13 protein-coding genes are annotated in these 14,097 nt (G+C 64.6%); 10 read left to right on the top strand and 3 right to left on the bottom strand.

All coding sequences use genetic code 11. The annotated features are described in order from the left end of the window. Positions 1-170: 170 nt before the first annotated feature. On the bottom strand, positions 171-1,010 hold the full coding sequence (locus B2W55_RS25345) for a uroporphyrinogen-III synthase (RefSeq protein ID WP_024585091.1): 840 nt from the start codon (positions 1,008-1,010) through the stop codon (positions 171-173). Between the two features lie 136 nt (positions 1,011-1,146). Between B2W55_RS25345 and purU the strand changes: the two genes are divergently transcribed. Together purU and B2W55_RS25335 are read left to right on the top strand one after the other, a co-directional pair. Continuing rightward, positions 1,147-2,010 (top strand): formyltetrahydrofolate deformylase, encoded by an 864-nt coding sequence (gene purU, locus B2W55_RS25340; protein WP_024585090.1) that lies wholly within the window; start codon positions 1,147-1,149, stop codon positions 2,008-2,010. Between the two features lie 63 nt (positions 2,011-2,073). Then, positions 2,074-2,859, top strand: coding sequence for a phosphodiesterase (locus B2W55_RS25335; protein WP_024585089.1), 786 nt, complete (start codon positions 2,074-2,076; stop codon positions 2,857-2,859). A 4-nt stretch (positions 2,860-2,863) separates the two neighbouring features. Here the strand turns inward: B2W55_RS25335 and B2W55_RS25330 are convergent, their stop codons facing one another. Continuing rightward, complete coding sequence (locus tag B2W55_RS25330; protein WP_035637362.1) at positions 2,864-3,142, bottom strand: hypothetical protein; 279 nt, start codon at positions 3,140-3,142, stop codon at positions 2,864-2,866. A gap of 372 nt (positions 3,143-3,514) precedes the next feature. Between B2W55_RS25330 and B2W55_RS25325 the strand changes: the two genes are divergently transcribed. From B2W55_RS25325 to B2W55_RS25300, 6 genes are all read left to right on the top strand, one after another. Next, positions 3,515-4,696 carry an ABC transporter substrate-binding protein gene (locus B2W55_RS25325; protein WP_024585087.1) on the top strand — a complete coding sequence of 394 codons (1,182 nt, stop codon included), beginning with the start codon at positions 3,515-3,517 and terminating at the stop codon, positions 4,694-4,696. Between the two features lie 211 nt (positions 4,697-4,907). Continuing rightward, positions 4,908-5,777, top strand: coding sequence for a branched-chain amino acid ABC transporter permease (locus B2W55_RS25320; protein WP_024585086.1), 870 nt, complete (start codon positions 4,908-4,910; stop codon positions 5,775-5,777). Positions 5,778-5,783: 6 nt separating this feature from the next. Then, positions 5,784-6,815: a branched-chain amino acid ABC transporter permease gene (locus tag B2W55_RS25315; RefSeq protein ID WP_024585085.1), complete on the top strand. Its 1,032-nt coding sequence runs from the start codon at positions 5,784-5,786 to the stop codon at positions 6,813-6,815. Next, entirely contained in the window at positions 6,812-7,564 is a 753-nt protein-coding gene (locus B2W55_RS25310; RefSeq protein WP_024585084.1) for an ABC transporter ATP-binding protein, read from the top strand. Before B2W55_RS25315 ends, B2W55_RS25310 begins: the two co-directional genes overlap by 4 nt. Further along, positions 7,557-8,273: an ABC transporter ATP-binding protein gene (locus tag B2W55_RS25305; protein WP_024585083.1), complete on the top strand. Its 717-nt coding sequence runs from the start codon at positions 7,557-7,559 to the stop codon at positions 8,271-8,273. The genes B2W55_RS25310 and B2W55_RS25305 overlap by 8 nt, the downstream gene beginning before the upstream one ends. A gap of 19 nt (positions 8,274-8,292) precedes the next feature. Then, complete coding sequence (locus tag B2W55_RS25300) at positions 8,293-9,411, top strand: cobalamin-independent methionine synthase II family protein (protein ID WP_024585082.1); 1,119 nt, start codon at positions 8,293-8,295, stop codon at positions 9,409-9,411. Positions 9,412-9,554: 143 nt separating this feature from the next. Here B2W55_RS25300 and B2W55_RS25295 read toward each other — a convergent pair whose 3' ends face one another. After that, complete coding sequence (locus tag B2W55_RS25295; protein ID WP_024585081.1) at positions 9,555-11,282, bottom strand: caspase family protein; 1,728 nt, start codon at positions 11,280-11,282, stop codon at positions 9,555-9,557. Between the two features lie 171 nt (positions 11,283-11,453). On the opposite strand from B2W55_RS25295, the gene B2W55_RS25290 reads away from it, so the two are divergent. Both B2W55_RS25290 and metK read left to right on the top strand, forming a co-directional pair. After that, a complete protein-coding gene (locus B2W55_RS25290) occupies positions 11,454-12,809 on the top strand; it encodes a hypothetical protein (RefSeq protein WP_024585080.1) in 1,356 nt (451 codons plus the stop codon). Positions 12,810-12,869: 60 nt separating this feature from the next. Further along, on the top strand, positions 12,870-14,066 hold the full coding sequence (gene metK, locus B2W55_RS25285; RefSeq protein ID WP_024585079.1) for a methionine adenosyltransferase: 1,197 nt from the start codon (positions 12,870-12,872) through the stop codon (positions 14,064-14,066). Positions 14,067-14,097: the final 31 nt, after the last annotated feature.

Raw genomic sequence — 14,097 nt, 5'->3', positions numbered from 1 at the left:
CGGCATCAAGCTCGCGTACCAGGCCTATCTGAGCGAAACCCGGCAGGCGGCGGAATAGGGTGCAGATCGCTCCTCACCGTCATGCGAGCGACGTGAAGCAATCCATCGCGCCGTTCGCTGAGAGGTGGATTGCTTCGTCGCTTCGCGCCTCGCAATGACGCCTGTTGCGGCTACTTGGCCATCCGCGGCGGGGCCTTCGCCAGCGCGGTCGCCATTGCCGAGATCAGCGGCTTCATGAAGAACGCATCGTTCGCCGGATAGATGTCGGTGCGCAGCCCATAGGCTTTCAATTCGTCCGAGACCACGGGCCCGACGGAGGCGATCGGTGTGCGCTCCAGGCCCTCGCGCAATTGCGCCTCGCATCGGTGCGCCTGCGCCACCTCGATCAGGCGGCGAACCTGGCCGGAACTCGACAGCGCGATGGCGTCGATGCGGCCGTGCGCCATCTCCTCGATCGCGGTGACGATGTTGGCGTCGGCGGCCTGCGCGTCATAGACGTAGGGCAGCACTGGATCGACCTCGGCGCCCTGCGCCTTGATCGCGCCGATCAGGATGGCGTGATCCTTGTCCGGATAGAGCTGTAGCCCGAGGCGATGGCCGGACAGCGCGAGCTTCGCCAGCATTTCGGCGACGCCTTCCGAGGTCGGCTTCTCGGTCGTCATCTGCGGCTCCAGCCCGATCTCGCGCAGCGCCCGGCCGGGCTTCGGCCCGCGGGCGAATTTGCGCGTCTTGCCAAGGCTCGTGACGAAATCCGCCTCGACCCCGAGCCGGCGCACGATTTTCATCAGCCGGCGCAGGCCCTCACCGGTCATCAGCACGAGGTCGTCGAGCGGCCGTTCGATGGCGCGGCGGATCCAGGCCTCGATCGGCGCCGGGTCCGGCGCGTCATGGATGGTGAACATCGGACATTGCAGGACATCGGCACCCTGCTCGGTCAGCAGGCGTGAAAATTGCGCTTCCTCGCGGGTTTCGAGGATCAGGATGCGATAGCCGTTCAGCCGGTCAGCCATGATGGTCCTTAACAAACATTGTCGTCATTTGGTCGATTTGACCCGCGCGCCGGGATTGGCGCAAGGCCGCTGGCGGTGATAGACGGAGGCCGAAATCATCGTTCCCCGTTCCTGCTCATTTTCTGGTCAATTTCGCATGCCCGACCATCAATTCGTCCTGACCCTGTCCTGTGCTGATCGGCCGGGGATCGTCTCCGCGGTCTCGACGTTCCTCGCGCATAACGGGCAGAACATCCTGGACGCCCAGCAGTTCAACGACACCGAGACCGGCAAGTTCTTCATGCGCGTGGTGTTCACCGCGGCGGACCTCGCGGTCGGGTTGCCGGCGCTGCAGACCGGCTTTGCCGCGATCGCCGAACGTTTCGGCATGGATTGGCAGATGCGCGACCGCGCCAGCCGGCGCCGGGTGATGCTGCTGGTGTCCAAGTCGGATCATTGCCTGGTCGATATCCTGTATCGCTGGCGTACCGGCGAACTCGAGATGATCCCGACCGCCATCGTCTCCAACCATCCGCGCGAAACCTATGGCTCGCTCGATTTCGGCGATATCCCGTTCCATCATCTGCCGGTCACGAAAGAGACCAAGCGGCAGCAGGAAGACGCGGTGTGGCAACTGGCCCAGGACACCAACACCGATCTCGTGGTGCTGGCCCGCTACATGCAGATATTGTCTGACGAGATGTCGGCGCGGCTGTCGGGCCGCTGCATCAACATCCACCATTCCTTCCTGCCCGGCTTCAAGGGCGCCAAGCCCTACCACCAGGCCCATGAGCGCGGCGTCAAGCTGATCGGCGCCACGGCGCATTACGTCACCAGCGATCTCGACGAGGGACCGATCATCGACCAGGACGTCGAGCGCATCAGCCATCGCGACACGCCCGAGGATCTCGTCCGCAAGGGCCGCGACATCGAGCGCCGCGTGCTGGCGCGGGCGATCCGCTATCATCTCGCCGACCGCGTCATCCTGAACGGGCGCAAGACCGTGGTGTTCGTGGACTGATCCGCGCATCACCCGGCTACCGCGCTTTGACGTCCATGGTGTCGCCCTGCATCGAGGCGCTGCATGAAACTCATCCATATGAGCGACATCCATCTGACGACGCCGGGGAGGGCGATCTTCGGCCGCGATCCCCTGCACAATTTCGATCGCGCACTGGAGTGCGTGCTTGCCGATCATCGCGACGCCGAACTGATGGTGATCTCGGGTGATCTTTCCGATCGCGGCGAGCCCGCGGACTATCACCTGCTGCGCGAGCGCTTGAGCGGATTTCCGATCCCGGTGCGGCTCTGTATCGGCAACCACGACCATCGCGAGACGTTTCTCGGCGTGTTTCCCGAATGCGCCGACGCGGACGGGTTCGTGCAGGGCGTCCACGATGCCTCGTTCGGCCGCTGCCTGCTGCTCGACACCTACGAGCCGCAGACGGCTGCCGGCAGCTTTTGCGAGATCCGGCAGGCCTGGCTGGAGCGGCAGCTATCGGAGCATGACGGTCCGTTCTTCCTGTTCATGCACCACAACCCGTTTCCGACGCATATCGCCCCGGTGGACCGGATTGGCCTGCTCGACGATCGCGCGTTCCGGTCAATCGTCGCAAGGCACCGCGGCAAGATCAGGCATATCTTCTTCGGCCACTGCCACATGGTGCTGAGTGGTTCGGTCGCCGGTGTTCCCACCACCTCGCTGCGCGGGACGAACCACGCGAGCTATCCGGTATTCGCCGAGGTGTTGACCGTCGCCGATCTCCCGGAGTCCTACGGTGTTGTGTTCATCGGCGACGACTACGTCACCGTGCACATGGTGGAGTACGGATACCGCGGCGAAATCCTCAGCGAGGATACGTCGGACTAGGCCGTCAATGAGCAGCATCCTGCGGTGCTGTTGCAGGCTTGGCGTCGTCGCCGCGCTCGGCCGCGGGCATCAGGCGCTTGCGTTCCCGCTCCTGCATGAACTTGTCATATTCAGGGGTGCCTTGCCGCGGCGGCGCGTCCGCGGGCAGGCCTCCGGCCCAGGTTGGGATGTAATCGGCCATTCCGGCCGAGAGCTTCTGGTTCATGGTGCTGCACCCCCCGAGCGCGCAGGCCGCGAGCGTGAGGGCGATGAGGATGGCGGTGGGGCGCGGGACAGTCGGCATTGGAGGCAGGGTACAGCCGTGGTCTTTATGGATGATGATCGTCGGTGCGACCGTTCGGCTGCAATTGTGCTTGTTTGTTGACATCGCCGCTTCATTTGTACGATCGTACAAATGAAGCGGCGAGGCAATTGAGTCTGAGTGATCGGTTCGCGCATAGGGATCGAGTTCGTTGGCGATATATTGGTATTTTAATACCTGTATTTATGGCGCGAGCCGATCGTGTTGCACGATACACGCCGATCGTCCGATTGACAGAGGACACGGCGAGACGCCTTGTCGCGTTGCGCCCTGGCCGTGACATGCTTGGGTCAAGCTAAGACAAGGGCCGGGGACTCGGCTCGGGACAGAAGATCGGAATGGGGAGGGATGTCGATGTTCAATCGTCGCAAAATGTTGCTGTGGGGCGCGGCTGCGGTCGTGCTTCCGGGAGTGTGCGCCAGCGTGCCGGCGCGGGCCGAGGACACCGTCAAGATCGGCCTGATCCTGCCGATGACCGGCGGCCAGGCGTCGACCGGCAAGCAGATCGATAACGCCATCAAGCTCTACATGCAGCAGAAGGGCGATACCGTCGCCGGCAAGAAGATCGAGGTCATCCTGAAGGATGACGCCGCGATGCCCGACAACACCAAGCGGCTGGCGCAGGAACTGATCGTCAACGACAAGGTCAATTTCATCGCCGGCTTCGGCGTGACGCCGGCGGCGCTGGCGGCGGCGCCGCTGGCGACCCAGGCCAAGATCCCGGAAGTCGTGATGGCGGCCGGCACCTCGATTATCACCGAGCGCTCGCCCTATATCGTGCGCACCAGCTTCACGCTGGCGCAGTCCTCCACCATCATCGGTGACTGGGCGGTCAAGAACGGCATCAAGAAGGTCGCGACGCTGACCTCCGACTACGCGCCGGGCAATGACGCGCTGACCTTCTTCAAGCAGCACTTCACCGCCGGCGGCGGCGAGATCGTGGAAGAGGTCAAGGTCCCGCTCGCCAATCCCGACTTCGCGCCGTTCCTGCAGCGCATGAAGGATGCCAAGCCCGATGCGATGTTCGTGTTCGTGCCGGCCGGGCAGGGCGGCAACTTCATGAAGCAATATGCCGAGCGCGGGCTCGACAAGAGCGGCATCAAGGTGATCGGGCCCGGCGACGTGATGGACGACGATCTGCTCAACAACATGGGCGATGCCGCGCTCGGCGCGGTGACCGCGCATCTGTATTCGGCGGCACATCCCTCGCAGATGAACAAGGACTTCGTCGCCGCCTACAAGAAGGCGTTCGGCAACCGCCCGGGCTTCATGGCGGTCAGCGGCTATGACGGCATCCATCTGATCTACGAGGCGCTGAAGAAGACGGGTGGCGCGACCGACGGTGACAAGCTGATCGAGGCCATGAAGGGCATGAAATGGGAGAGTCCGCGTGGCCCGATCTCGATCGATCCGGAGACCCGCGACATCGTGCAGAACATCTACATCCGCAAGGTCGAGAAGGTCGACGGCGAGCTCTACAACGTCGAGTTCGCGACCTTCGAGGCGGTCAAGGATTCCGGCAAGACCAAGAAGTGACGCTGTCGCCGTCATGTCCGGCGCGAGCCGCGTCCGCTGTGTCATGCCCGGCCAAAAGCGCGAAGCGCGTCTTCGCGCAGATGTGCCGGGCATCCACGTCTTTCTCTGTGGCGAGTGGGGAAGACGGATGGCCGGGACGAGCCCGGCCATGACCAAGCCTTCGACATTCGCGACGTGGTGTCCTTTGCGTCTTCTCGGTTGATCTGACCCGATGGCCTCTATCCTCACCAATCTGTTCGACGGCGTCGCCTACGGCATGCTGCTGTTCGTGCTTGCCTGCGGGCTTGCGGTGACGCTCGGGCTAATGAATTTCGTCAATCTCGCGCATGGCGCCTTCGCCATGGCCGGCGGCTACATCTGCGCGGTGCTGGTGAATAATTCCGGCTGGCCGTTCTTCGCAGCCTTGCCGCTGGCCTTTGTCGGCAGCGCGCTGATCGGCATCGCGCTGGAACGAACGCTGTACCGTCATCTCTACAGCCGCAGCCATCTCGACCAGGTGCTGTTCTCGATCGGCCTGGTGTTCATGTCGGTCGCCGCGGTCGACTACATCATGGGATCGTCGCGGGTCTTCATCAAGCTGCCGGCGGCGCTGGAGGGCCAGATCGATCTGTTCGGCGTCGGCATCGGCCGCTACCGGCTGATGATCGTGGTGATCTGCGGCCTGCTCACGCTGGGGCTGCAACTGATCCTGGCGAAGACGCGGTTCGGCAGCCGGCTGCGGGCTGCGGTCGACGATCCGCGCGCCGCGATCGGGCTCGGCATCAACGTGCCGCAGGTATTCGCCTTCACCTTCGCCTTCGGCTGCGGTCTGGCCGGCCTCGGCGGCGCGCTGAGCGCGGAGATCCTCGGGCTCGATCCGTATTTCCCGCTGAAGTTCATGATCTACTTCCTGATCGTGGTCACGGTCGGCGGCTCGTCGTCGATCACAGGGCCATTCCTGGCATCGCTGCTCCTTGGCATCGCCGACGTCGCCGGCAAATATTACGTGCCCAAGGTCGGCCCCTTCGTGATCTACACGGTGATGATCGTGATCCTGCTCTGGCGCCCGAACGGTCTGTTCGGCCGCACCGCGGCGCGGTAAACCGTCATGACCGCGCTCTCAGACGTTTCCACTCATGCGATGGCCAGCGCGCGCTGGCGGATCGGCGAGGTCGCCTTCTGGATCCTGGCGCTCGCCTGCGCGTTCCTGTTCCCGTCGCGTTATCTGATCATGACCGACATCGTGCGGCTCGGCCTGTTCGCGCTGTCGCTCGACCTGATCCTTGGCTACGCCGGTATCGTCTCGCTCGGCCATGCCGCATTCTTCGGCGTCGGCGCCTATGCGGCCGGCTTGCTGGCGCTGCATGGCATCATCAACGAGCCGGTCATCGCGCTGGTCGCCGCCGGTCTGGTCGCCGCGGCGCTCGGATTCGTGACCAGCTTCCTCGTCATCCGTGGCGTCGACCTGACGCGGCTGATGGTCACGCTCGGCATTGCGCTGCTCCTGGAAGCGCTCGCCGAACGTTTCTCGGATATCACCGGCGGCACCGATGGCTTGCAGGGCATCGAGATGCAGCCGATCCTCGGCCTGTTCGCCTTCGACATGTTCGGCAAGACCGGGTTCTTCTATTCGCTGATCGTGCTGTTCATCCTCTTCCTGCTGGCTCGCCGCGTGGTGCATTCGCCGTTCGGCCTGTCGCTGCGCGCGATCAGGAACAATCCGCTGCGCGCGGCCGCGATCGGCGTGCCGGTCAACCGCCGGCTGATCGCGGTCTATACGTTGGCGGCGTTCTACGCCGGGATCGCCGGCGCGCTGTTCACCCAGACCACGGCGCTCGCCTCGCTCGACGTATTCGCCTTCGAGCGCTCCGCCGACCTGATGCTGGTGCTCGTGATCGGCGGCACCGGCTATCTCTATGGCGGCCTGATCGGCGCCGTCGTGTTCAAGATGTTGCAGGAACTGTTCCAGAGCATCACCCCGCAATACTGGCTGTTCTGGATCGGCCTCGTGCTGGTGGTGATCGTGATGGTCGGCCGCGCGCGGATCCACCGCTGGGTGTTGTTCGTGCCGAACCTGATCATCCGGCAATTCGCCGGTCGCAAGGCCGTCGTCGCCGTGCCCGAGAGCGAGGCGTCATGACGATCGCGCTGGAAACCCGCAATCTCGAAAAGTCCTTCGGGGGCCTGCGCGTCACCCGCGACCTCTCGCTGAAGGTGATGCAGGGCGCCCGCCATGCGCTGATCGGACCGAACGGCGCCGGCAAGACCACCGTCATCAACCAGCTCACCGGCGTGCTTACGCCGAACAGCGGCGGCATCCTGCTCGAAGGCCACGACATCACCGGCCTGTCCGTGCACAGGCGGGTGCTGCGCGGGCTGTCGCGCACCTTCCAGATCAACCAGCTCTATGCCGACCTGACCCCGCTCGAAACCATCGGCCTTGCGGTCTCCGAACGGATGGGCCGCGGCGGCGACTGGTGGCGGCGGATGGGAACGCGGAGCGACATCAACGCCGAGATCGCCGAGATCCTGTCGCGCTTCCATCTGCTCGACGTCATGACCGAGCTCACCTCGACATTGCCCTACGGCAAGCAGCGCTTGCTCGAGATCGCGGTCGCGATCGCCGCCAAGCCGCGCGTGCTGCTGCTCGACGAGCCCGCCGCCGGCGTGCCCGAGAGCGAACGCCACGATATCCTGGCCGCGGTTGCGGCACTGCCGCGCGAGGTCACGGTGCTCTTGATCGAGCACGATATGGATCTGGTGTTCTCGTTCGCCGACCGCATCTCGGTGCTGGTCAATGGCGGCCTGCTCACCGAGGGCGCACCGGACGAGGTCGCGCGCGATCCGCAGGTGCGGGCGGTCTATCTCGGCGAGGCCGCCGATGCCTAACCTGCTCTCGATCCAGGGCCTGCGCGCGGGATATGGCGAGGCGGTGGTGCTGCCCGACATGTCGCTGGCGCTGGCCGAGGGTCAGGTGCTCGCGCTGCTCGGACGCAACGGCACCGGCAAGACCACGCTGATCAACTCGATCGTCGGCATCACCAGGCGTTTCGGCGGCAGCGTCGCGCTCGCTGGCCACGACATCACGGCGTTGCGGCCCGACCAGCGCGCTCGCGCCGGGATTGGTTGGGTGCCGCAGGAGCGCAACATCTTCCGCTCGCTGACGGTGGAAGAGAACATGACCGCGGTGGCGCAGCCCGGGCCGTGGACGGTCGAGCGGGTGTACGAGATGTTTCCGCGGCTGAAGGAGCGGCGCGGCAATTTCGGCAACCAGTTGTCGGGCGGCGAACAGCAGATGCTGGCGATCGGCCGCGCGCTGACGCTGAACCCCAAAGTGCTGCTGCTCGACGAGCCGACCGAAGGGCTGGCGCCGATCATCGTTGAGGAATTGTTAAAGGCGATCGGAACCATCACGCGCGCTGGCGGCATCTGCTCGATCATCGTCGAGCAGAACGCGCAAAAGATTCTGGGGCTCGCCGACCGCGTTGTGATATTGGAACGCGGCACGATCGTGCACGATGCTGCAAGCAGCGCGCTGAAGACCGATCCCTCCGTCCTCGAGCGCCATCTCGGCGTCGCCGGGACCAAGAAACACTGACGACCCCAGGGAGTTCACCATGCAGCGAACCAAGCCTCCGTTCCGCGCCGACGAGGTCGGCAGCCTGTTGCGGCCGCCGAAGATCAAGGAGGCCCGCGCCAGGCTCGAGAAGGGCGAGATCTCGGCCGACGAACTGCGCAAGGTCGAGGACATGGAGATCGAGAAGGTCGTGCACAAGCAGGCCTCGGTCGGCCTGAAGCTCGCGACCGACGGCGAGTTCCGTCGCTCCTGGTGGCACTTCGACTTCCTCAGTCATCTGACCGGCTGCGAGCTGTTCCATCCCGACATGGGCATCCAGTTCTCGGGCGTGCAGACCCGGCACGACGCCATCAGAGTGATCGGCAAGCTCGATTTCTCCGATCAGCACCCGATGCTCGATCATTTCAGGTTCCTGAAGAAGTACGCCGACCAGGCGCACGTCACGCCGAAGATGACGATCCCGTCGCCGGCCGTGCTGCACTTCCGCGGCGGCCGCAAGCTGATCTCGAAGGAGGTCTATCCCGACCTCGAGGAATTCTATCTCGACCTCGGCAAGACCTATCGCAAGGCGGTGAAGGCATTCTACGATGCCGGCTGCCGTTACCTGCAATTCGACGACACGGTGTGGGCCTATCTGTGCTCGCAGGAGGAATTGCAGAAGTCGCGGGAGCGCGGCGACAATCCCGACGGCTTGCAGGAAATCTACGCGCGCGTCATCAACTACGCGATCGCCGATCGGCCGTCCGACATGGTGATCACGACCCATGTCTGCCGCGGCAATTTCCGTTCGACCTGGATTTCGTCCGGCGGCTACGAGCCGGTCGCCGAGACCATGCTCGCCGGCACCAACTACGACGGCTATTTCCTCGAATATGATTCCGACCGTGCCGGCGGTTTCGAGCCGCTGCGCTTCCTGCCCAAGGGCAACAAGGTCGTGGTGGTCGGCGTCATCACCTCGAAGTTCGGCGAGCTCGAGACCAAGGACGCGATCAAGCGGCGGCTGGAGGAGGCGGCGAAGTTCGCTCCGCTCGAGCAGCTCGCGCTGTCGCCGCAGTGCGGCTTCGCCTCGACCGAAGAGGGCAACATCCTCTCCGAGGAAGAGCAGTGGGCGAAGCTGCGGCTCGCCGTCGAGGTCGCGAACGAGGTGTGGGGCAAGTAGGCTAGCTGTTTCGTGATTGCGAGCGAAGCGAAGCAATCCATCTGCCGCGAAGACAGAACGGATTGCTTCGTCGCGGAGCCTGTCATCGGGCCGCACTTCGCGCGGACCCGTTGGCTCCACGCAATGACGGGTGAGGGGCTTCTTTATTTCTCCGCCAGATAGACCTCGCCGAGCAGCGAGGAATTCGACCATGGCACCTGCTTGCCCTTGGTCGCGGCGACGACCTCGGCGCGGACCCGCGTCAGCATCTGCTGCACCTCGAGGCCGGGCGTCCCGACATGGCGCGACAGTGCCGCCGAGAACGGACTGTTGGCGCCTTCGCCGTCGAGTGCGACCTGGCCCGGCGCGGTCGCGAATGCGATCAGCGTGCCGGCTCCGAGCGTCGAGCCTGATCCGAGCGTGGCCGGCGCGGCAAGACCGGAGCCTGTCTCGATGCCGCGGCTCGGGCCTGCGGAGGCCACCTGGGGCGCCATCGGATTGTTGCGGCAGGCATCGAGGATCAGGATGTTGGTGCGGATCTGATCGTCGAGGCCGGCCATGATCGTATCCATGTCGACCATCGCGTCGGTCATGCGAGCGCCCGCCTTGAATTCGATATCGACCGGCACGAGGTAGTTGCGGCCGTCGACCTGCACGCCATGGCCGGCGTAATACACCACCGCGATCTGCGACCGCGCCGCCTCGCGCAGGAAGTCATGGATCGTCTGCTGCATCGTGGTGCGATCGAGATCGAGACCTTCCGAGACGGTGAAGCCGATCTCGCGCAGGCTCCTGGCGATGGCGCGCGCGTCGTTCGGCGGGTTGGGCAGTGCCTTCACATGTGCATAGGTGCCGTTGCCGATCACCAGCGCGACGCGCCGGCCGGTGGTCGCGGCTTGTTCGCGTGCGGCGGATGGAGCCGGCGCGGCCGCGGAAGCCGGTGGTGCCGGAGCGGGCCTGCTCTCGGCGGCAGGCACTGCTGCGGTCTTGCGCGGAGCGGCATCGGCCTCCTTGAGCAGTGCGAGCCGCACTTTCGCGGTGGCTTGGTTGGCCTTGCTGCCGGCATCGGAGGCGACGCCCTCGAGCACGGCGGCGTAGTCTTCCTTGGCGTGCGCAGCATCGCCGTTGGCTTCATAGGCGAGGCCACGTTGGGCATAGGCCGAGATCAAGACGCTGCCGGGCGGCGTCATGATGTTGGCGGGCGCTTTGGCCTTTGCGAGCCGGATCGCTTCCGACGTGTCCGCGATCGCGCGCGCGATGTCACCCTTGGCGCGCCAGATCACGGCGCGGCTGATCAGCGGCTGCGGCAACGTCGGATCGATCCTGATCGCCTCGTTGATGTCGGCGAGCGCGCCGTCGAGCTCGCCGAGCGCCTGCTTCGAGGCGCCGCGGTTCTGATAGGAGAAGGCCGACTTCGGTCCGATCTTGATCGCGGCGTCGTAGTCGGCGATCGCCTTGCTGTAGTCGCCCTTGCCGCGATAGGCGTTGCCGCGATTGTGATAGATGATGCCGCTCGGCGGGCCGAGGCGCAGTGCGTCGTCGAAGTCGGCGATCGCGATGTCGTACTCGCCTTTGTCGTAATAGGCCGAGCCGCGCAGATTGTAGACGGCGGTGCCGGGCTTGAGGCGCAGCGCCTCGGTGGCATCGGATATCACCTGCGCATAGTTGCCCTTCTTGTTCCAGCCGACCGCGCGCCAGAAATAGATGGTCGCGAGCTTCTCACCGGAAAACACCTTCAGCGCGATGATCTTGCTACAGGCGTCGATCATCTGGTCGGCGGGGGTCGTCTCGGTCGTGCAGAGTGGGCCGAGCTGGGAACGCATTTGGGCGAGGCAGGGTGCCGCCCACAGCAGGGCGGCGAGCAGGGCAGGCATCAGGAGCAGGCGGCGCATCGGGCATCCCGGGGTAAGGCTGTCACTGCGATGGCGAACAGCGTGGCGGTCATGAATGTTTGGTGATCGGGCTGTAGAGGGGGTTCAACTGGTGGGAAAACGGTGATAAGACGCTGCTGATCGTTAGCCCTGCCCACTTTTGTCCCACTCACGGGTGCCACGCCAGGCCTTATGAAGAACGACGAAATCCTCAGTCAGATCACGGAGTTCTGCCGCCGTTCCGATATGGCGGAGACGACGTTTGGCCGCCGTGCGGTCAATGACGGCAAGCTGGTTTACCGGCTGCGCGAGGGCAAGCGCATCACCATCGACACGCTGGATCGCATCAACGCCTTCATTGCGACCTCGACCCCGGGCGGCGTCGCACCGCCGCGCGGCCTCGTGGTGCCGCCGGAAAAGCGCGATCCGCGGGGCAATTTCCGCTTCTTCGAGAACCGCCAGCGCTATCTGCTGTTCGTGCACACTTGCAGCGAGAAGCGGGTGATCGCCGACCGGGTCGCGCTGGAACTGGCGGCGATCCACCCGCGGCCGCCGGCGCTGCGGGTTTTTGATGCCGGGATGGGCGACGGCACGGTGCTGGCGCGGGTCCTGCGCGCCATGCATGGCCGCTTCCCGCATATGCCGTTCTATGTCGCCGGCAAGGAATTGAGCCTGGAGGACGTCCGCCTGACCCTCGACAAGGTCCCGGACCGCCTGTTCGAACACCCGGCGAGCGTCTTCGTGTTCACCAACATGTACTACGCCGAGGCGCCCTGGCTGACGCCAAAAGATTCAACGGCGGCGGCCGGGATGATCTGGCACGAAGTCGCCCTGCGCGGCGCCTCGTCGGGCGATTTCGAGGCTCAGATCGCCGAGCTCGGCCCATTTCTGGAGCAGAACTGGCGCGCCAATCTCAGTCCCCGGACCGCGATGCCGATCTATGAGCGGCCGGTGGCGCTCGTCCTGTATCGGGACGATCATCGCTTCCTGCTCGACTCCATCATTCCGCGGGCCGGGCGGACCGAGGCCAATTTCGATCTGGTGATCGCCTCGCAGCCCTACCGGGCAAAATCGTCGGTGAATTTCCGGGCCAAGCGGATCATCGCGCCGCTGGCGCGCGCGCTGCGCAGCGGAGGACGCTTGATAGGAATCCACTCCCACGGCGGCGATCCCGGACTTGAAATGATTCAAGCGGTCTGGCCCGGAGAAAATCCTTTCGCCGTCAGCCGTCATGAGATACTGCGCGCGGTGAAATACGAGCTGGGCTCGGCCGGCCGCGAGCTGAACTTCAATGCCTATGCCGATAACCGTTCGATCTTCCGCTATGATATGGAGGCGCTGCCCAATGAGGTGACCGGCTCGATCGGAACCTCGACGGCCTTCGCCGCGTGGAATGCGGCAGTGTATGTCGCGCAGATCGAAGATGAGCGGTTGACCGAAACGACCGAAGACGGACGAGCTCTCGAGGCCACACGCGAGGTTCTCCGCAAACACAACGGGCTGTGGTTCTACGACGAATCCTACGTCATCTCGCGGCGACGAGACTGACATTTCGGGGACATATTCACCAACCAACGTCGGACATCGACGAAACAAGGGGTTTGCTTGATGCGCGCGTCTTATCTCTTCACCAGCGAGTCGGTCTCCGAAGGCCATCCGGACAAAGTCTGCGATCGCATCTCGGATGAGATCGTCGATCTGTTCTACCGCGAAGGGCCGAAGGCCGGCATCGATCCGTGGCAGATCCGTGCCGCCTGCGAGACGCTCGCGACCACCAACAAGGTGGTGATCGCCGGCGAGACCCGCGGCCCGAGCTCGGTCACCAACGATCACATCGAGAGCGTCGTCCGCGATGCGATCAAGGACATCGGCTACGAGCAGGACGGCTTCCACTGGAAGACCTGCGACATCGAGATCCTGCTGCATCCGCAGTCGGCGGACATCGCGCAGGGCGTCGATGCGCTGCAGCCGGGCGAAGTCAAGGAAGAGGGTGCCGGCGACCAGGGCATCATGTTCGGCTACGCCACCAATGAGACGCCCGACCTGATGCCGGCGCCGATCTTCTATGCCCACAAGATCCTGCGCCTGATCTCGGAAGCACGCCACTCCGGCAAGGAGAAGGTGCTCGGTCCGGACTCCAAGAGCCAGGTCACCGTGCAGTACGAGAACGGCAAGCCGGTCGGCGTCCGCGAGATCGTGGTCTCGCATCAGCATCTGGTCGAGGACCTCACCTCCAGCCAGATACGCGACATCGTCGAGCCCTATGTGCGCGAGGCGCTGCCGAAGGACTGGATCAACGGCAAGACGATCTGGCACATCAATCCGACCGGCAAGTTCTACATCGGCGGTCCCGACGGCGATTCCGGCCTGACCGGCCGCAAGATCATCGTCGACACCTATGGCGGCGCGGCTCCGCATGGCGGCGGCGCGTTCTCCGGCAAGGATCCGACCAAGGTCGACCGCTCGGCTGCTTACGCTGCGCGCTACGTTGCCAAGAACATCGTCGCGGCCGGTCTTGCCGACCGCTGCACGCTGCAACTCGCCTACGCGATCGGCGTGGCGCGTCCGCTGTCGATCTACATCGACACCCACGGCACCGGTAAGGTCTCGGAGGACGAGCTCGAGCGGGCGGCGGCGAAGGCGATGGACCTGACGCCGCGTGGCATCCGCACCCATCTCGATCTCAACCGCCCGATCTACGCGCGCACCTCGGCCTACGGCCATTTCGGCCGCACGCCGGACAATGAGGGCGGCTTCTCCTGGGAGAAGACCGATCTCGTCGAGCCGCTGAAGCGCGCGCTCTGACTTTCTTACCTCGCCCCGCTTGCGGGGAGAG

This window comes from Bradyrhizobium sp. UBA2491 (assembly GCF_002341725.1).
In the GTDB taxonomy this organism is placed as follows: Bacteria; Pseudomonadota; Alphaproteobacteria; order Rhizobiales; family Xanthobacteraceae; genus Bradyrhizobium.
The sequence above is the reverse complement of the archived record's forward strand: the minus strand, read 5'-3'. Positions and strand labels throughout refer to the sequence as shown.